Below are 18,383 nucleotides of genomic sequence, written 5' to 3' on the forward strand. Positions count from 1 at the left end.
CTGCTGACAATTCTGGGTTTCTCGCTGTACGACACCGTGATCGTCTTCGACAAGGTCGAGGAGAACACCCACGCCTTCCAGCACACCGCCCGGCGCACCTTCGCCGAAGAGGCCAACCTCGCTGTCAACCAGACATTCATGCGGTCGATCAACACCAGCCTGATCTCGACGCTGCCGGTCTTGGCGTTGATGGTGGTGGCCGTGTGGCTGCTGGGCGTGGGCACGCTGAAGGATCTGGCGTTGGTGCAGCTGGTCGGCATCGTCGTCGGCACCTACTCATCGATCTTTTTCGCCACCCCGCTGCTGGTCACGCTGCGTGAGCGCACCGAGCTGGTGCGCACGCACACCCGCCGGGTGATCAGGCGCCGCGGTCCTGATACGGGAAAGGCTCCGGACAAGGGTCGGGCGCGCGCCGAGTCCGACGACGACGAGAGGTCCACCGAGCGGGCGAGCGCATCGTTCGCGGCCACCGGTGAGGCAGCGCCGAGCAAGCCCGCCCCGGGCGCGCGGCCCGTACGGCAGTCCGCCGGTCGCCATACGCGTCCGACCGGCAAGCAGAACAAACGCTAGCCCGATGAATGCCTGGCGCCGGCGGGCGGCGGTCAGCTGGCTGATCGTCACGCTTACGGCAGCCGTGCCAGGCGCGTTGACGGCCTGCTCCGGAAGCGCCGCCGGACAGGTCGACTACGTCGTCGACGGCGCGCTGGACACCTACAACACCAACACGGTCGGTGGCGCGGCGTCGGCGGGAGCGCAGGCCTTCGCGCGCACGCTGACCGGATTCGGCTACCACGGCCCCGACGGTCAGGTCGTCGCCGACCACGACTTCGGCACGATCTCGATAGTCGGTGGTTCGCCGCTGGTGCTCGACTACCAGATCGCCGACAACGCGGTCTACTCCGACGGCAAGCCGGCCACCTGCGACGACCTGGTGTTGACGTGGGCGGCGCAGTCCGGCCGGTTTCCCGGCTTCGACGCCGCCAGCCAGGCGGGATACGTCGACATCACCTCGATCGACTGCCAACCAGGGCAGAAGAAGGCGCGGGTGTCGTTCGCCCCGGACCGCAACATCGTCGACTACAACCAGCTGTTCACCGCGACCGCGCTGCTGCCATCGCACGTCATCGCCGAGGAGCTGGGCGTCGACGTGACCGGTGCGCTGCTGGGCAACAACCAACCGGTCATCGCGCGCATCGCGCAGCTGTGGAACACCACCTGGAACCTCAAGCCGGGCACGGATTCGGGCGCGATCGCCAAGCACTTCCCGTCGTCGGGGCCGTACAAGATCGAGTCGGTGCTGGACGGCGGCGCAGTGGTTCTCGTCGCCAATGACCGCTGGTGGGGCGCCAAGCCGATGACCAAGCGCGTCACGGTGTGGCCGCAGAAAGCCGACATCCAGGACCGGGTCAACGCCAAGAGCGCCGATGTCGTCGACGTCGCGGCCGGCTCCTCGGGGGCGCTGGCCACGCCCGACACTTACCGCCGCACCGATGCGCCGTCGGACGGCATCGAGCAGCTGATTTTCGCCCCGCGTGGACCGCTCGTGGACATCGCGGCTCGCCGCGCACTTGCCTCCTGCACTCCGCGTGACGTGATCGCGCGGGACGCCGCGGCGCCGATCGCCAACGCGCGGTTGCACACCACGGTCGACGACGCGGTCGGTCGGGCCGAAAACGTCCCTGACGCAGGCCAGTTCATCAAGTCGAATCCCGACGCGGCGCGCGTGGCGCTGGCCGGGAAGCCGCTGGCGGTGAAAATCGGCTATCGAGGGCCCAACGCGCGACTGGCCGCCATCGTCGGTGCGATCGCCAAGGGCTGCGGTCCGGCCGGTATCACCGTCTCCGACGTCACCTCGGACTCCGTCGGCCCACAGGCGCTCAAGGACGGTGCCATCGACGTACTGCTGGCCAGCACCGGCGGCGCCACCGGCAGCGGATCGACGGGGTCGTCGGCCATCGACGCCTACGCCCTGCACACCGGCAACGGAAACAACTTGTCCGGCTACACCAACGGGCAGATCGACGGCATCATCGGTGCGTTGGCGGTCTCGGCCGACCCCGCTGATCTCGTTCGGCTGCTGGCCGAGAGCGCGCCGGTGCTGTGGGCCGGGATGCCGACGTTGCCGCTGTATCGCCAGCAGCGCACCTTGCTGGCGTCGAAGAAGATGTACGCCGTCGGCGCCAACCCCAGCCGGTGGGGTGCCGGCTGGAACATGGACCGATGGGTCCTGGTGCGGTGAATGCGACCGACCGCGATTCGGCAGCTGAGCTGATCGCGTCGCTGACCCGGCAGGTGGCCGATTTCCCTACGGCGGGAATCCAGTTCAAGGACTTGACCCCGGTGTTCGCCGACCGCCGCGGGCTGGCCGCGGTGACCGACGCGCTGGCCGACGTCGCATCCGGCGCCGACCTGATCGCCGGCATCGATGCGCGTGGGTTTCTGATCGGCGGAGCGGTCGCCACCCGACTCGGCACCGGTGTGCTGGCGATCCGCAAGGGCGGAAAGCTGCCGCCCCCAGTGCGCACCGAGCACTACCAGCTCGAGTACGGCACCGCGAGCCTGGAACTGCCCGCCGACGGGATCGAATTGACCGGCCGCCGCGTTGTCATCGTGGACGACGTGCTGGCCACCGGTGGCACGATGGCGGCGGCGCACCGGCTGCTCGAGCAGTCCGGCGCGCAGGTGACAACCGCGGCGGTGGTCATCGAATTGGCCGGGCTGGGCGGCCGTGAGCTGGTCGCGCCGCTGCCGGTGCACAGCGTCGCGGTTCTCTAGCGCACAGCGCGGCGGGCTATATCCTTGAGGCTCCGGAGGTGACCAACGTGGCGGACGATAAGGGCACGGCTATTCAGCCGCCCACCGAGCCGCTGCAGCTCGCCGACATCCCGCCATCGGGTGAGCCTGGTATCGGCCTGAAGGCTTCCAGTAGTGCGTCGCGGCGCGTGCGCGCCCGGCTGGCGCGGCGGATGACCGCTCAGCGCAGCACCATCAGCCCGGTGCTCGAGCCGCTGGTGGCGGTGCACCGCGAGATCCACCCGAAAGCCGACCTGACGTTGTTGCAGCGGGCCTACGAAGTGGCCGAGCAGCGGCACGCCACCCAGCTACGCCATTCCGGAGACCCCTACATCACCCATCCGCTGGCGGTGGCCAACATTCTCGCCGAGCTGGGCATGGACACCACCACGCTGGTGGCCGCCCTGCTGCACGACACCGTCGAGGACACCGGTTACAGCCTGGAGGCCTTGTCGCAGGACTTCGGCGACGAGGTCGGGCACCTCGTCGACGGGGTGACCAAGCTGGACCGAGTGGTACTGGGCAGCGCCGCCGAGGGCGAGACGATCCGCAAGATGATCACCGCGATGGCGCGCGACCCGCGGGTGCTGGTGATCAAGGTGGCCGACCGACTGCACAACATGCGGACCATGCGATTCCTGCCGCCGGAGAAGCAGGCCCGCAAGGCCCGCGAAACACTGGAAGTCATTGCCCCGCTTGCACACCGGCTGGGTATGGCCACGGTCAAGTGGGAGTTGGAGGATCTGTCGTTCGCGATCCTGCATCCCAAGAAGTACGAGGAGATCGTGCGACTGGTCGCCGGCCGGGCGCCGTCGCGTGACACCTACCTGGCCAAGGTCCGCGCCGAGATCGTCGCGACGCTCACCGGGTCGAAGATCAACGCGGTGGTGGAGGGACGGCCCAAGCACTACTGGTCGATCTATCAGAAGATGATCGTCAAGGGCCGCGACTTCGACGACATCCACGACCTGGTAGGCATCCGGATCCTGTGCGACGAGACCCGCGACTGTTACGCCGCTGTCGGCGTGGTGCATTCGCTGTGGCAGCCGATGGCGGGCCGGTTCAAGGACTACATCGCCCAGCCGCGTTACGGGGTGTATCAGTCGCTGCACACCACCGTCGTCGGGCCGGAGGGCAAACCGCTGGAGGTGCAGATTCGAACCAGCGACATGCACCGCACCGCGGAGTACGGCATCGCCGCGCATTGGCGTTACAAAGAAACCAAGGGCCGCAACGGCGTGCCGCATTTGCATGCCGCCGCCGAGATTGATGACATGGCGTGGATGCGTCAACTTCTCGACTGGCAGCGAGAGGCTGCCGACCCCGGTGAATTCCTGGAATCGCTGCGTTACGACCTTGCGGTACAAGAGATCTTCGTGTTCACGCCGAAGGGCGACGTGATCACGCTGCCCGCCGGCTCCACCCCGGTGGACTTCGCCTACGCCGTGCACACCGAGGTGGGTCATCGCTGCATCGGCGCCAGGGTCAATGGCCGGCTGGTCGCGCTGGAGCGCAAGCTGGAAAATGGCGAAGTCGTCGAGGTGTTCACCTCGAAAGCCGCCACCGCGGGGCCGTCGCGGGACTGGCAGCAGTTCGTGGTGTCCCCGCGCGCCAAAACCAAGATCCGCCAGTGGTTCGCCAAGGAGCGCCGCGAGGAGGCGCTCGAGACCGGTAAGGACGCGATCACCCGCGAAGTACGTCGCGGCGGACTTCCTTTGCAGCGCTTGGTGAATGGCGGATCGATGGCCGCTTTGGCCAACGAGCTGCATTACGCCGATGTGTCGGCGCTGTACACCGCGGTCGGCGAGGGGCACGTCTCCGCCAAGCATGTGGTGCAACGGTTGCTGGCCGAGCTCGGCGGCATTGACCAAGCCGAGGAGGACCTGGCCGAGCGCTCGACACCGACGACGGTCCCACGCCGTCCGCGCAGCGACGATGTCGGGGTGTCGGTGCCGGGCGCTCCCGGCGTTCTGACCAAGTTGGCCAAGTGCTGCACACCGGTACCAGGCGACGAGATCCTGGGTTTCGTCACCCGCGGCGGGGGAGTCAGCGTGCACCGCACCGACTGCACCAACGCCACGTCGCTGCAGCAGCAGGCCGAACGCATTATCGAGGTGCACTGGGCGCCGTCGCCGTCGTCGGTGTTCCTGGTGGCCATTCAGGTCGAGGCGCTCGACCGGCACCGGCTGCTGTCCGACGTGACACGGGTGCTTGCCGACGAGCGGGTGAACATCCTGTCGGCGTCGGTGACCACCTCCGCCGGTGACCGAGTGGCGATCAGCCGCTTCACTTTTGAGATGGGCGACCCCAAACATTTGGGGCATCTGCTCGACGTGGTCCGCAATGTCGAAGGCGTCTACGACGTCTACCGGGTGACGTCAGCGGCCTAGGCGGCCGAGAACACATGCCATCAGAAAGCGACCAGGTGGGCGTGGGCGGACAACGGGCGCTGGTCATGGGTGCCAGCGGCAACGTTGGGGCATGCGTGACCCGCCATCTTGTCGCCGGTGGCGCCGACGTTCGAGTGCTGTTGCGAAAGTCAAGCTCCACCAAAGGAATTGACGGCCTGGACGTCGAGCGGTGCTACGGCGACCTCTTCGACACCGCGGATGTCGCCGCCGCCATGTCGGATCGTGACGTTGTCTACTACTGCGTCGTCGACACCAGGGCGGAGTTGAGGGATCCCGCTCCGCTGTTCAAGACCAACGTCGAAGGTCTGCGCAATGTCCTCGACGTGGCGGTGCAGGCGAACCTGCAGCGGTTCGTATTCTTGAGCTCCATCGGCACCATTGCCGTTGGCACAAACGGTGAGACAGTAGACGAGGACACCCCTTTCAACTGGGCCGATCAGGCCGGCGGCTACATCGAGTCGCGGCGCGCGGCCGAGCACCTGGTGCTGTCCTACGTCGCCGACCATGGGCTGCCCGCCGTGGTGACCAATGTGTCGAATCCCTACGGGCCACCCGATTGGCAACCGCGCCAAGGGATGTTGGTCAAGCTCGCAGCGCAGGGCAAAATGCCGTTCTATGTTCGCGGCATCGGCTCGGAGGTGGTCGGCATCGACGACGTCGCCGAGGCGCTGCTGTTGGCGGCGCAACGAGGACGAATCGGTGAGCGCTACATCATTTCTGAGCGCTACATGACCCAGCGTGACCTGGTGACCACCGCCGCGCAGGCCGTCGGCGCACGGCCGCCGCGGCTGGGGATCCCGATGGCGGCGATGTACGGGTTCGCCCGACTGTCCGACGCCGTCGGATCGCTGATGCGCCGCGACTTCCCGATCACCATGCAGAGCGCCCGACTGGTGGAACTGACCTCACCGGCCAGCCACGCCAAGGCCACTCGCGAACTCGGCTGGCATCCCGCTCCGACCGAAGACTCCATCCGGCGGGCGGCCCGCAACTACGTCGAGCGCTCGGGCTAGCTCAGTCCAGCCGCGCCGAGGTGATGGTGACTTCGGTGGCGGGCGCACCGTCGTCGCCACCACCGGAGACACCGCCCGCAGCGATCTTGTCGAGGACGGCCAGTCCCGCTTGGTTGATCGTGCCGAACACGGTGTAGGCAGGCGGCAGTAGTGAATCGCGGTAGACCATGAAGAATTGGCTGCCGTTGGTACCGGGTCCGGCGTTGGCCATCGCCAGTGTGCCCCTGGGATATACGACGGGTTGCTTGAGCGCCGGATCGCCGGCCCGATACTGATCGGTCGGGTACTCGTCGGCAAACTGATAGCCCGGTCCACCGGTGCCGTCGCCCTTGGGGTCGCCACACTGCAACACCGACAAGGCACGCGACGTGGTCAGCCGGTGGCATTCGGTGTTGTCGAAGTACGCCCCTTGGGCCAGGGTGACGAAACTGCTGACGGTGCAGGGTGATTCGTTGTTGGCCAATTGCAGGCCGATCCGGCCGCGGTCGGTGACGACGGTCAGCCCGACCTGAGCGGGATCGACCGACGCCTTGCCCCTAGGTGGCGCCGGCGCTGCCTTGGCAGCCGGGCCGGTGGACCGCGGGTATTGACAGTTGGCTCCCACAGCGGGCGACGGAAAGAACGGCGGCAGCTTGGGGCCGGTCACCGGCGGGGCGGGCGCCAAGGTGGAGGTGGGGGCGACTGCAGCGCTGGACGACGATGTGGGGGGCGGCTGGTCGGACTTGTGGTGGGTGCAGGATGTGGCCGTCAACGCTAGGGCGAGCCCCCCGAGCGCGGCTGCGATTCGCGTGAGTCTCATCGTCATAAGTCCAGCTGTGCCGACGTGATGGTGACTTCGATAGCGGGCGGGCCGTCCGCCCCGCCACCGGCGACGCCCCCCTTGGCGATCTTGTCCAGGGTGTCCAGCCCATCCTGCTGAATCTTGCCGAAGATGGTGTATTGGGGCGGCAGCAGCGTGTCCTTGTACACCAGAAAGAACTGGCTACCGTTGGTGTTCGGTCCGCTGTTGGCCATCGCCAACATGCCCCGCGGATAGATCACCGGCACACGGGCCGCCGGGTCGCCCGGCTTGTACTGGTCGGTCGGGTATTCGTTGGGGAACTGATAACCCGGGCCGCCCGTGCCGTCGGCGCTCGGGTCACCGCACTGCAGGATCGACGATGCGTCTCCGGTGGTGAGCCGGTGGCATTTGGTGCCGTTGAAGAACTTCTGCTGCGCAAGGCTGGCGAAACTGTTGACGGTGCACGGTGATTCGTTGTTCGCAAGTAGCAGGCCGATATGGCCCTGGTTGGTGACCATGCTGACGCTGACCTGTGCCGGATCGGTGGGCACCTTGCCTTGCCTGGGTGGGTTCACCTTTTTGGCGGCCGGCTCGGGCGACGGCGGGTATTGGCAGTTGGCGCCCAGATCGGCGGTCGCTTTGAAGGGTGGCAACGGCGCCCCCGACACCGGGCCCGATGTGTTGGTGGTCGACGAGGTGCCGGTGGCCGATGCCTGCTTGTGGTTGTTGTGATCCTGGTTGGTCCTGACCACGGTGACCACGACCGCGGCGACCACGACCACTGCCGCGACCGCCGCTCCGACAATGGCCAGGGCCCGACGACGACGAGCCTGCTGGGCGCGGCGTTCCAGCTGCCTTTGCAGTTTGCGCTTGGCATTCGCACGTCGCTGTTCGTTGGTCGGCACCGCCGATATACCTCCATGATCGCGGGCTAGGTCACGACGAGTGTGCCAGCTCACGCTCAATAAGGGTGGCGCGACCCGTCCGTGATCGTCCGGATGGGAAACTGGACTTCGTGTTGATCACCGGATTTCCCGCCGGGTTGCTGCAGTGCAACTGCTACGTGCTGGCGCCGCACCCCGGAGCCGACGCCATCGTCGTCGACCCAGGCCAGCGCGCGATGGGCCAGCTGCGCCGCATCCTGGACCAGAATCGGCTGACACCGGCGGCTGTGCTACTGACCCACGGCCACATCGACCACATCTGGTCGGCGCAGAAAGTGGCCGACACCTACGGTTGCCCCGCCTACATCCATCCCGAGGACCGGTTCATGCTGACCGACCCGATCAAGGACTTCGGACCGAAGCTGGGTCAATTGCTGCTCGCCGCGATCTTCCGCGAGCCCAAGCAGGTGATCGAACTGGATCGGGACGCCGACAAGATCGACCTGGCCGGGATCAGCGTCACCGTCGACCACACCCCGGGCCACACCCGCGGTTCGGTGGTGTTCCGGGTAGCCGGCGACAAAGACCTGGTGTTCACCGGCGACACGCTGTTCGAGCGCTCGGTGGGCCGCACCGATCTGTTCGGCGGCAGTGGCCGCGACCTGCTGCGCTCGATCGTCGAGAAGCTGTTGGTACTCGATGACAAGACGGTGGTGCTACCCGGGCACGGCAACTCCACCACCATCGGCGCCGAGCGGCAGTTCAATCCCTACATCGAGGGCCTCAGCCCGTGACCGAGTTTTCCGCGCCCAAGGGTGTCCCGGATTACGTCCCGCCGGATTCGGCGCGGTTCGTCGCCGTCCGCTCGTCGCTGCTGGATGCCGCTCGCCGGGCCGGGTACAGCGACATCGAGCTACCGATCTTCGAGGACACCGCGCTGTTCGCCCGCGGTGTGGGCGAGTCCACCGATGTGGTGTCCAAGGAGATGTACACCTTCGCCGACCGTGGAGACCGCTCGGTGACACTTCGGCCGGAGGGCACCGCCGGGGTTGTCCGGGCGGTGATCGAGCATGGTCTGGACCGCGGCGCGCTGCCGGTCAAGTTGTGTTACGCCGGCCCGTTCTTTCGCTACGAGCGTCCCCAGGCCGGCCGTTACCGCCAGCTGCAGCAAGTCGGTGTCGAGGCCATCGGCGTCGACGATCCGGCATTGGACGCCGAGGTCATCGCGGTCGCCGACGCCGGTTTCCGCTCGCTCGGCCTCGATGGTTTCCGGCTGGAGATCACCTCACTGGGCGATGACACATGCCGACCGCAGTATCGGGAACTGCTGCAGGACTTCCTGTTTCAGCTCGACCTTGACGAGGAAACCCGCAAGCGCGCCGAGATCAACCCGCTGCGGGTGCTCGACGACAAGCGTCCGGCGGTCAAGGAGATGACGGCCAACGCCCCGGTGATGCTCGACCATCTTTCGGATGTGGCCAAGCAGCATTTCGAGACCGTGCTGGCGCACCTGGACGGGCTGCGCGTGCCCTATGTCATCAACCCGCGGATGGTTCGCGGGTTGGACTACTATACCAAGACCACCTTCGAATTCGTGCACGACGGGCTGGGTGCCCAATCGGGTATCGGCGGCGGCGGACGCTACGACGGTCTGATGCATCAGCTTGGCGGACAGGACCTTTCGGGCATCGGCTTCGGCCTCGGTGTCGACCGCACGCTGCTGGCGTTGCAGGCCGAAGGTAAAGACGTCGGGCAGACTGCCCGGTGCGAGGTGTTCGGGGCGCCACTGGGCGAACAGGCCAAACTACGGCTGGCGATGCTGGCCGGGCAGTTGCGCGCGGCCGGTGTGCGGGTGGACCTTTCCTACGGCGATCGCGGCCTCAAGGCCGCGATGCGGGCAGCCGACCGATCCGGTGCCCGGGTGGCACTGGTGGCCGGAGACCGCGACATCGATGCGGGAACGATCGGGGTCAAAGACCTGACCACGGGGGAGCAGGTCGACGTGGCGACCGATTCCGTTGTCGGCGAAGTCCTTTCGCGCCTCGGCCGCTAAACGGCACTCGGCTGTTCATGCTCGCTCGGAAAGCCGAGCCTGGGGGGCTTACTTGGACCGTCTCAGATCACGATCCTGAGCGTGTACCGGCGAGTACGCTCACGACGAAAGGAGCGAGCATGAGTGCGCCCTTGTATCTGATCACCGGCGCCGGCGGCGGCACGGGTGGTGTCAGCCGACAGGTGATTGAGCTGTTGCGCTCGCGTGGGCACCGGGTGCGCGCGTTGGTTCACCACGACGACGCCCGAGCGGATCCGCTGCGCGAACTCGGCGCCGAAGTCGTCGTCGGTGACTTGACCGAGCCGACAGACGTGGTCGACGCGATGGCAGGCGTCCATCGGATGTTCTTTTCGATGGGTGTTTCACCGGACTACCTCAAGGCAACTGCGATAATCTGTGATGCTGCAAGGGAATACGGCCACCTCGAAGTGGTCGCCAACATGTCTCAAATGACTGTTTCCCAGATGACCCTGGTTAGCGTGGGCGAGTCGCACCAGCATCGGCTTCATTACCTCGCCGAACACGTCATGAACTGGTCCGGTGTGCCGGTCGTGCACATTAGGCCGACGGTGTTCCTGGACAATCCGCTTTTCACTTGGTTTGCCGCCCCATCGCTCCGGGAGCAGAACCTGTTAATACTTCCTTTCGGAGAGTCGAAAACTTCACCGATCGCCACCAGCGACGTCGCCCGTACCGTTGCCGCAGTACTAGAAGATCCCGTCCACCGTATCGGTGAGATATACGAATTGACCGGTCCGGCAAGCCTCAACATCGATGGACTGGCGGTCGAATACTCGCAGGGATTGGGCCGGCCGATTCGCGGCACAGACATTCCGCACGAAACCTGGGTGCAAGAGGTCGTCAAGCCGCTAGGCCTGCCCGAACACGTCGAACAGCATCTCATCACGATGGCACTCTTACATCGCGCTGGACGATACGACCGCGCCACTGATGACGTCGAAAGGGTCACCGGACAACCGGCATCAACGGTAGGTCATTACGTTGCCGAACACCCTGAACTGTTCTCCTAGTTCAGCATCGGTGCGCGGGCGGCGCTGGTGGCCGGCGACGTGCTTCACGCTTGAACTTGAAATAACTCCGGGAACAGGAGTCGCCGCGGGGCAGGCACATCGGCGTATCCCAAGTTTTCGGGACAGCTGAGCCGCCGTCAGGTTCGGCTGTGCTTGACCTGGTTGAACGGGACGCCGCGGTCGGCGGCGTGCTCACGGGGAAATCCCAGTATCCGTTCGCCAATTACGTTGCGCGCCATCTCAGTTGTACCGCCGCCGAGCGCTGCGGTTTGTCGGGACAGATAGCGTTCGCCGACGAACATCAACTCGGCGGGTCCGTCCACAACGCCCGTGCTACCGGCGATCGCCAGCGCGGTATCGACCTCGAGTGCAACTTCCTCGGCCTGGAACAGCCGGATCAGCGAACCGCCGGTCGGGGGGAGCGATCCATCCAGCACGCCTCGATAGACGTGGTCGATCAGCTGCTCCCACACCGCGCGATGCGTCAGGGCCCGGCCGGCCAGCCCGCGGGCACGCTCGTTATCGGCTAGCCCGGCCGCGCAAATCATCGCGTGATAATCGGGCGCCTGCTCCTGGTTGTTCTCGGCGCCGCTGCCGCTGGCGAACTCCGAGCCGCCGCCGACGGCGCGCCGCTCGTGATACAGCTGGCGGGAGGCCACCCCCCAGCCCTTGTCCACTTCGCCGACCACGTCATCGTCGCTGAGTTCGAGGTCGTCGAAGAACTCTTCGCAGAATTCGGTGGAGCCGTTGACCTGTTTGATCCGGCGCATTGTGATGCCCGGGCTGTCCAGGCGCGCCAGGAACATCGTCAGGCCATCGTGTTTGGGCACGTTCCAGTTGGTTCTGGCCAGCAACAGTCCGTAGTCGGCGGCGAACGCCCCGGTGCTCCACGTCTTGGCGCCGTTGATGATCCATTTGTCGCCGCGTCGTTCGGCGCGGGTGATCACGCCGGCCAGGTCCGAGCCGCCGCTGGGCTCGGACAGCAACTGCACGAGCACCTCGTCTCCGCGTAGGGCCGCCGAAATGTGTTGGCGCTTCTGCTCTTCGCTGCCGGTGTCGAGGATCGTGGGGCAGCAGATGGTGAAGGTCGGGGTGTTCAGGATCAGCGGCAGCTCGTAGCAGGCGCTTTCGTCGTCGAACGCCTTCTGATAGGCGATGTCCAATCCGAGCCCGCCGTATTCGGTGGGAAAGCAGATCCCTGCGAAGCCGCCCTCGTAGAGCCGTCGCTGTAACTGTCGGACGTGCTGCCAGGAGTCCTCCTCGCCGCGGTCGGCGTAAGGCGGATTGTTCGGGTCGGCGATGCACGGCATGTTGTCGGCCAGCCACGCCCGGGCCCGCTCGGCGAACTCTGCCACCGATTCCGTCATATGGCACCTTCCGAGAGTTCCATTAACGTAAACCGGTAATGACATTACCAGTAGCGCCGGCGAGCTGAGCGGTTCGTCGGAGGATCGCGGTCAGATCTTCAAATACCCTTCGTCGGCGGGAATTTGAGCCGCAGTGACCAGTGACGAGGCGTCGCCGGCCAGCCACACCACGATGTCGGCTATAAGTTCAGCCGCCGCGAGGCCGAGTGAGCGTGAATTGCTCGACCACTTTGATCGCCCCGTAGGGACCGCTGACGGCGTAATGAGTCGCCTTGATCGACGTGTTGCCGCCCTGCGGACCGGGATCAACGTCGAAAGCGACGAAGCCGTAAGGGTTTTGGCCATCCCTGAATGCCGACCACGGCGCTTCCTCGACGACGTAAATCGGCGCCTTTCGTCCGATCGCGTGGTCGAAGGCGCCGACGCCGGTCAACACGCGGCACCTGGGCTGTGGGAAGAACAGGGTGTTCGACGGCGTTGAGGTGCCACCGCCGCCGATGACGAGGTGCACGGTGCCCTTGCTGGTGTCGATGATCCCGGCACGGGTTTCGACGGGTATCGGCATTCTGGTTTCGCTGTCCAGCGTTCCCCGCACCGGGTGCGAGCGTTCGTAGTGATGCTCGTGGCCGCATACCACCAGATCGACCTGGTAGCGGTCGAACAGCGGAAGCCACTCCTGGCGGATACCCAGGTCGGCACCGTTGGTGCGATCTCCGGTGGAGACCGCGGTCTGGTGCATACACACCACCACCCAGTCGACTCGCGGATCTGCTCGCGCGTCGGCGAGTTCGGTTTCCAGCCAACGCCTCTGCGCGCCGCCCGAGTAGCCGTGCACGTAGAAGTTGCCGCCGTCCTGGAAGCAGATGTCGTCGTTGTTGAGGCTGATCACCCGCACCGACCCGGCGGTGAACGCATACCACAGCCCACGGACCTCGGCGTCGGAACCAGAGTCGGGCAGGGCGAAGTAGGTCTGGTAGGCGGCGTAACCGACTGGCCCGTTGCCTAATTCGTTCTCATGATTGCCCGCCGCCGGCATCCATGGCCGGTAGCGGGCCGAGCGCGTGTTGTTGTCGAACCAGTCCGACCAGGTGCGAATGCGGTCGTCGGCGAGGTTCGCGTAGCACAGGTCGCCGTTGACGAGGTTGAACAGCGGGGCGAGACGTTCGATCGCGGTCGTGATATCTCCGGCCGCCGGAGAGCCAAGGTTGTGGATGCCGTAGATAGGGTTTGTGAATTGGCCCTGCGTCGGGATGGCCTGGTCCCCGAAGCTGGTGAAGCGCAACGGACTCCGGCCCGACGGAGCGGTCCGGACGGTCCCCAACTCGGGGTTGGTGCCGTCGTGCACTGCGGCGTAGACGTAGTCGGTGTCGGGGGCCAGGCTGTCGAGCCGTGCGTGATGGACCCGAACCTCGGTGTTCGACTTCGCGTCACGGTAGGTGAGCGTTTCGGCCTGCACGGTGCGGCCGAAGCCCGACGCCGGGGTGCCCATCATGACTCGCGGGTTGTGTACCGGATCGGTGCTGTGCCACGAGACGACGACTTCGGCGGAGGCATCCTTGCCGAACTGCAGATGCAAGCCGCCCACCGGTTGCGCCCCGCTCTGGTTCGGCTGGGTCCATAGACTGGGCCCGTGACCGGGTGAGCCGAGCAGAGCGACGCCGGCGGCGCCGAGTCCCGCGCCGACCAGGGTGGTCGCCGCGCCGGTGGTCAGAAGTTTCCGGCGGCTGATGCCTGATGCCGGGGCCACGTCGGCTGACCGTGGCGGCTCATCGACCATGCCTCTTTCATACCTTCCGCCCGTGCGTGGGCCGGTGAACGCTATCCGGCGAATACGTAGACCCAGGCCCGGGAGCCCGACCGCAGCGGGACTGAAATCCGCCGGTAGTCGTCGACCTCGTACTCGTCGGCCGCGGCCAGCTCGGCGTCACTGATGGTGAAGACCGTTCCGTCGACGTGGGCGTCCGGCCGGCTCGTGGGCCGCAGAATCGGATGCCGATCGCTGCCGCTGGTGGCGATGACGTGCGGATCTGTGATCGTGACGTAGTCCAGGTTGTAGCCGATGATCGCGTCGACGTAGCCGTCCAATTCCCTGCCGAATGTGGCAAGTTGGACTTCGCGTTGGCGCAGCGTCCCGTAGGAGAACAGCAGTTCGCTCACCGACGCTGCATAACATCCACGGTCTCGGTCTGCCACCGCAGCGACGATCGACGGTGTACTGGAGGCTTTCAGAACGCGCATTTTTTCAGCATTCTCTCAGCTTTGTGACCGATCCGAGATTCTGATCATGATGTGCGAAGTCCGGCCACTAACCGGTCGATATGTTGCCATCATCGACAATTGTCGACCCCCAAACCGGTGACCTTTCCTGGGGGTGACGTATCGGTTGCGTGAAGATGCCATTCTCCGGCCTCGAGCCCACCCGAGGCCAGCCACACGGCGGACCTGCGGCGCCTGTCGTCGTGCGCACACACCGGTCGGTGTAGAGCTGGCGGGTTTCTCCCGGAGGGCAGGTCGTGTGGGCCAATTATCAAAACAGCAAAGCATTTACAGCGAGCTGACGCGCGTCGGCCGATGGTTGTGGGCGGGCGGGCCTTAGCCGGAAAGTGCGCACAGCAGCGACGCGGACCACCGCCCCCGACAGTGGAGACGACAAGTCCGCGTGCACCGGAGAAGCTACTGACTCGCGTCTAGTAATGTCGCGCTGTGTTGCAAGTTTTTACGTACGCGCAGCTTCCCGGTGAACTTCCTGTTTCGGCGACTAAAAAATTGCCACAAGCTGAATGTCTCTTTGGATTTTCTCAGCACAAGATGCACATCTGTGATTTAAGATTGCGCAACTGTCAGACCTCAAACAGGCGCTCTTGGCGATTAGAAAATCGCAATACTTTTCCTAGAAGCCAGCCAGGGGTCTGACGCCTGTGGGGAAGGAGGGTCAGTGTCGTTTGTAACTACGCAACCGGAGGCGTTGTCTGGCGCTGCAGCCAATCTGGCCGGTCTCGGTGACGCGATGGCGGCGCAAAACGCCGCCGCGGCCACACCAACCACCGGTCTGGCTCCGGCCGCGTCGGATATTGTTTCGGCGATGACCGCAGCGCAATTCGGCCAGCACGGCGCTGCCTATCAGCAGATCGCCGCCCAAGCGGCGGAAGTGCACGAACAGTTAGTCGCAGCGTTGCGTTCCGGGGCGGGTGCGTACGCACTGACCGAGGCGGCGAATGCAGCTGCTGCCGACTAAGGGGGCTTGGGTCGATGAGTTTCATGATGTTCCCGCCGGAGGTCAACTCCAGCCTGATGTACAGCGGCGCCGGCTCGGGGCCGCTGATGGCGGCTGCGTCGGCGTGGGACGAGCTGTCTGCTGATTTGGAGGCAGCCGCCGCTTCGTATCAGACGGTGCTCGCCGAATTGACCGGGACGTCGTGGCTGGGGCCGACCTCGGACCGGATGGCTGCGGCCACGACGCCCTATGTGGATTGGCTGGCAGGCACCGCGGGTCAAGCCGCCCAGACCTCGGCTCAGGCCCGGTTTGCCGCCGCTGCCTACGAAGGCGCTTTCGCGTCGACGGTTCCGCCTGCGGTGATCGCCGCCAACCGGGCGTTGTTGGCGGTGTTGGTGGCGACCAACTTCCTGGGCCAGAACACGCCGGCGATCGCGGCCACCGAGGCGCACTACATGGAGATGTGGTTCCAGGACGGCATGACAATGGACACCTACGCGACGGTGTCCCAGCAGGCCGTCGTGCTGCCTCAGCAGACCCCGGCGCCGACGCCCAGCGATGGCGGGACATCCGCTAACGCCGCCGCGGCCGCTCAATCGACCGCGAACTCGGCGAGCAGCACCGGCACCAATCTGGCCACTGCCCTGCAGAACCTGTTCCCCTCGTTGAGTAGTAACTCGACGAGCAGCAATGGGCTGACAACCGCCGCGTCAACCGTGATGAGCGACCTTGGTGTACCGGCGGCTACGCAGTCCGCCCTCAATGCGGCGGTTGCGCCCGTCGCTACCTCTACTACCGGGGCGCTTTTTCCCTTTCAGGCCGCCTATTACATGACCACGTTCGCCAGCATGCCCGTCAAGATGCTGATGAGCTTGAGCAACTCGATGAGCGCCAGTCAGGCGATGCAGGCGGGCAACCAGGCCATGCTGGCCGACATCACCAAGCTTCTCGACTCGAAGATGAGCGCTCTGGTCGGGAATATATCCGGCCAGATGCGCGGGCTCGGGTCAGCCATGACTGCTCAGCTGGCGTCAGCGGGCAAGTTGGGTGGGCTGTCGGTTCCGAACGGCTGGGCCCAAGCGGCGCCAGAGATGGTCCGCGCGGCGCCGATACTGCCGGCCAACAGCGTCGCAGCGCCGAACGTGTCGGCGGCGATGCCCAACAGTCCATACACCCAAGCACTCATGGGTGCCCTCAATGGCCGCGGAATGGGCACGCAGGCGGCCAAGACGGCGTCCGTGAAAGTTGAAACTCGCACGCCGGCCGGCGGATGAGAAGTGGGGGATGCCTTTGTTACACACCGGATTAACCCTTGACATGACATCTAGATAAGGAGAGAGATATGCCTACGCGTTTTATGACTGATCCGCACGAGATGCGGTCGATGGCGGGCCGTTTCGATGTGCACGCGCAGACCGTTGAGGATGAGGCCCGCAAGATGTGGGCGTCGAGCCAGAACATTGCCGGTGCCGGCTGGAGTGGTACCGCGCAGTTGACGTCCCACGACACGATGGGCCAGATGAACACCGCGTTCCGCAACATCGTCAACATGCTGCACGGGGTGCGCGACGGGCTGATCCGCGACGCCAACAACTACGAGAGCCAAGAGCAGGCCTCCCAGCAGATCCTGTCCAGCTAGTCGATCACCGAAACGTCTTAGGAGAACAGTCATGTCGATCAGTTACCAGTTCGGTGATGTCGATGCCCACGGCGCGCTGATCCGCGCCCAGGCCGCCTCCCTGGAGGCCGAGCACCAGTCCATCGTGCGCGATGTGCTGGCCGCCGGTGACTTCTGGGGCGGCTCGGGTTCGGTGGCTTGCCAGGAGTTCATCACCCAGTTGGGTCGTAACTTCCAGGTCATCTACGAGCAGGCCAACAGCCACGGCCAGAAGGTGCAGACCGCCGGCAACAACATGTCGAGCACCGACTCCGCCGTCGGCTCCAGCTGGGCCTGACGCTTTACCCTTTCGGGGGTCAAAACACACCGGGCGTCGCCATGCCCGGTGTGTTTTCTATTCGACGGGAGATTCCGTAGCGTCGTAAATCCCAAACCTGTTGCAGCAGCGCAGTTTTTGGCTGCTTCGCGCGGATGTGCAAGCTCTGGGTTGGAGATCCCGTCTACTCGGCAACCGCTGCGCAGCCTCCGAGGATGGTCGTCGAAGCGAAGTTGGCCGCGTTGGCGAGGTGGTTGTCGGTCGGCGTGTAGGTCGGCAGCGCGGTGACAAATGCGCGACGGTACTGGGCCGAGAGATTGGCAAAATCCTGCCAGATCGCGTTATCACTTTTCCGGCCAAGCTGTTCCAGCTTGCCGGCAAATGAGTTCATCACCGGTCCAACCGCGTAGTTGACCGCCTTCTGCTCTTTGTTCCAGTAGATCGACGGGATGTTGGGATCCATTTGCTGCCACTGCGCCGTCTGTTGGCCGAACTGGTCCAGGGCCGATTTCCATTCCGGGCACACATTGTTGTCCGACGTGAGGAAGGGCTGCGGGCTCGCGAGGTTGCCCACCGGAGCGATGTCCGACGGCAGCGCCGAGGGGGTCACCAACGGGCCTCGGGCCGCGGCGGAACCATCGGCGATGGCAGCACAGATCGAGCCCAGCGCGGAGGAGGCGCTGTTCGCGGCGCCGGCCAGATTGTTGTCTGCCGGGGTGTATTTCGGGATCCGCTCGGAGTAGGCCCGTGCGTACGCGATGAACTGCTGATAAAGCTCACGCATGACACGGTGTGGTGTCAGCTTGACCAAACCGACCGTCTGCGCCGCCGCGCTACGCATCGACTGTCCAGCCGCCATGAACAGTGCACGCTGCTTCGGATTCCAGGCCGACGCAGGCACC

The 18,383-nt window shown here is 65.4% G+C and carries 16 protein-coding genes and 2 pseudogenes; 12 read left to right on the forward strand and 6 right to left on the reverse strand.

Features of this window, described 5'->3' with window-relative positions; genetic code table 11:
- The 5 genes and pseudogenes from VGH54_RS01210 to VGH54_RS01230 form a co-directional block, all read left to right on the forward strand.
- Positions 1-570: pseudogene (locus VGH54_RS01210) on the forward strand (protein translocase subunit SecF); the annotation flags it as partial.
- A 4-nt stretch (positions 571-574) separates the two neighbouring features.
- Positions 575-2,239, forward strand: coding sequence for an ABC transporter substrate-binding protein (locus VGH54_RS01215; protein ID WP_331510117.1), 1,665 nt, complete (start codon positions 575-577; stop codon positions 2,237-2,239).
- Complete coding sequence (locus VGH54_RS01220) at positions 2,221-2,775, forward strand: adenine phosphoribosyltransferase (RefSeq protein ID WP_331510118.1); 555 nt, start codon at positions 2,221-2,223, stop codon at positions 2,773-2,775. Before VGH54_RS01215 ends, VGH54_RS01220 begins: the two co-directional genes overlap by 19 nt.
- Positions 2,776-2,867: 92 nt before the next feature.
- On the forward strand, positions 2,868-5,183 hold the full coding sequence (locus VGH54_RS01225) for a RelA/SpoT family protein (RefSeq protein ID WP_414688615.1): 2,316 nt from the start codon (positions 2,868-2,870) through the stop codon (positions 5,181-5,183).
- A 14-nt stretch (positions 5,184-5,197) separates the two neighbouring features.
- Positions 5,198-6,217: an NAD-dependent epimerase/dehydratase family protein gene (locus VGH54_RS01230; protein ID WP_331510120.1), complete on the forward strand. Its 1,020-nt coding sequence runs from the start codon at positions 5,198-5,200 to the stop codon at positions 6,215-6,217.
- Position 6,218: 1 nt separating this feature from the next.
- Here the strand turns inward: VGH54_RS01230 and VGH54_RS01235 are convergent.
- Both VGH54_RS01235 and VGH54_RS01240 read right to left on the reverse strand, forming a co-directional pair.
- Positions 6,219-7,001: pseudogene (locus VGH54_RS01235) on the reverse strand (peptidylprolyl isomerase); the annotation flags it as partial.
- 17 nt (positions 7,002-7,018) lie between these two features.
- Entirely contained in the window at positions 7,019-7,903 is an 885-nt protein-coding gene (locus tag VGH54_RS01240) for a peptidylprolyl isomerase (protein WP_331510121.1), read from the reverse strand.
- Positions 7,904-8,013: 110 nt separating this feature from the next.
- Here VGH54_RS01240 and VGH54_RS01245 point away from each other — a divergent pair, with 110 nt between their 5' ends.
- From VGH54_RS01245 to VGH54_RS01255, 3 genes are all read left to right on the forward strand, one after another.
- Entirely contained in the window at positions 8,014-8,676 is a 663-nt protein-coding gene (locus VGH54_RS01245) for an MBL fold metallo-hydrolase (protein WP_331510131.1), read from the forward strand.
- The gene (gene hisS, locus VGH54_RS01250; RefSeq protein ID WP_331510122.1) at positions 8,673-9,935 is read left to right on the forward strand and encodes a histidine--tRNA ligase; all 1,263 of its coding nucleotides are present in this window, start codon (positions 8,673-8,675) and stop codon (positions 9,933-9,935) included. Before VGH54_RS01245 ends, hisS begins: the two co-directional genes overlap by 4 nt.
- Positions 9,936-10,054: 119 nt before the next feature.
- Complete coding sequence (locus VGH54_RS01255) at positions 10,055-10,966, forward strand: NAD(P)H-binding protein (protein ID WP_331510123.1); 912 nt, start codon at positions 10,055-10,057, stop codon at positions 10,964-10,966.
- 137 nt (positions 10,967-11,103) lie between these two features.
- Here VGH54_RS01255 and VGH54_RS01260 read toward each other — a convergent pair whose 3' ends face one another.
- The 3 genes from VGH54_RS01260 to VGH54_RS01275 all read right to left on the reverse strand — a co-directional run bounded on the left by VGH54_RS01260 (position 11,104) and on the right by VGH54_RS01275 (position 14,490).
- Positions 11,104-12,333, reverse strand: coding sequence for an acyl-CoA dehydrogenase family protein (locus VGH54_RS01260; RefSeq protein ID WP_331510124.1), 1,230 nt, complete (start codon positions 12,331-12,333; stop codon positions 11,104-11,106).
- A 187-nt stretch (positions 12,334-12,520) separates the two neighbouring features.
- Positions 12,521-14,110, reverse strand: a complete 1,590-nt coding sequence (locus VGH54_RS01270; RefSeq protein WP_331510125.1) for a metallophosphoesterase family protein — start codon at positions 14,108-14,110, stop codon at positions 12,521-12,523.
- Positions 14,111-14,151: 41 nt separating this feature from the next.
- On the reverse strand, positions 14,152-14,490 hold the full coding sequence (locus VGH54_RS01275; RefSeq protein ID WP_331510126.1) for a gamma-glutamylcyclotransferase family protein: 339 nt from the start codon (positions 14,488-14,490) through the stop codon (positions 14,152-14,154).
- A 778-nt stretch (positions 14,491-15,268) separates the two neighbouring features.
- On the opposite strand from VGH54_RS01275, the gene VGH54_RS01280 reads away from it, so the two are divergent.
- The 4 genes from VGH54_RS01280 (at position 15,269) to VGH54_RS01295 (ending at position 17,502) form a co-directional block, all read left to right on the forward strand.
- Positions 15,269-15,568 carry a PE family protein gene (locus VGH54_RS01280; protein WP_331510127.1) on the forward strand — a complete coding sequence of 100 codons (300 nt, stop codon included), beginning with the start codon at positions 15,269-15,271 and terminating at the stop codon, positions 15,566-15,568.
- 14 nt (positions 15,569-15,582) lie between these two features.
- On the forward strand, positions 15,583-16,821 hold the full coding sequence (locus VGH54_RS01285; protein ID WP_331510128.1) for a PPE family protein: 1,239 nt from the start codon (positions 15,583-15,585) through the stop codon (positions 16,819-16,821).
- Positions 16,822-16,889: 68 nt separating this feature from the next.
- The gene (locus tag VGH54_RS01290) at positions 16,890-17,186 is read left to right on the forward strand and encodes a WXG100 family type VII secretion target (protein ID WP_331510129.1); all 297 of its coding nucleotides are present in this window, start codon (positions 16,890-16,892) and stop codon (positions 17,184-17,186) included.
- 31 nt (positions 17,187-17,217) lie between these two features.
- Positions 17,218-17,502 carry a WXG100 family type VII secretion target gene (locus VGH54_RS01295; RefSeq protein WP_067336045.1) on the forward strand — a complete coding sequence of 95 codons (285 nt, stop codon included), beginning with the start codon at positions 17,218-17,220 and terminating at the stop codon, positions 17,500-17,502.
- Positions 17,503-17,665: 163 nt separating this feature from the next.
- Here the strand turns inward: VGH54_RS01295 and VGH54_RS01300 are convergent.
- The coding region (locus VGH54_RS01300; protein ID WP_331510130.1) for a hypothetical protein at positions 17,666-18,383 on the reverse strand (718 nt) is incomplete at its 5' end.

Origin of the sequence: Mycobacterium sp., from assembly GCF_036488105.1 — a bacterium.
Taxonomy (GTDB): Bacteria; Actinomycetota; Actinomycetes; order Mycobacteriales; family Mycobacteriaceae; genus Mycobacterium.